Source organism: Ureaplasma miroungigenitalium (assembly GCF_025780085.1).
GTDB classification, from domain to species: Bacteria; Bacillota_I; Bacilli_A; order Mycoplasmatales; family Mycoplasmoidaceae; genus Ureaplasma; species Ureaplasma miroungigenitalium.
Map to the genome: position 1 here is coordinate 1 of NZ_JAOXHL010000012.1, position 546 is coordinate 546.

Below are 546 nucleotides of genomic sequence, written 5' to 3' on the forward strand. Positions count from 1 at the left end.
AACAAAAATGCCCGTATTCTGGATTTCTTTGCAGGTTCAGGAACAACTGCTCACGCTGTTTTGGAATTAAATAGAGAAGATGGTGGAAATAGAACTTTTACCTTGATAACCAATAATGAAAACGATATTGGCGATAACATCACATATGAACGTTTATACCGGATTAATCATGGTAAGGGAACACATGATGAGAAATTTAAATGAACCGACAAAAACTTACCATATCTAAGTAATTTAAATGTTTTTAAGGTTAAAAAATTCGACATTTCAATTAATGCTCAAAACAATCCTAACGAAATGATTAAGACAATGTTAAAACAATCTTTGGCACATTTTAAAATCATGCACTTTGAAGTAAATAACAACGAAATTCTAAGACAATTATTAGCACTGCAACCATACGAGGAAGATGAAGATGCAACTAAGTAATAGTCAAAAGAAGTGTGTTGATAATTTATTAACACATTATTTAAGCATTAAACAAAAAGCTAAATCTGATCATCATAAAATTGTTGAATTTAAAGCCCCAACAGGTTCTGGTAAAAC

At 30.6% G+C, this 546-nt stretch carries 1 protein-coding gene; it reads left to right on the top strand.

Annotated elements, in window-relative coordinates; all coding sequences use genetic code 4:
- Positions 1 to 429: DNA methyltransferase (locus tag OF376_RS03180; RefSeq protein WP_263822069.1), on the top strand; the 429-nt coding region annotated here is incomplete at its 5' end.
- Positions 430 to 546 lie beyond the last annotated feature (117 nt).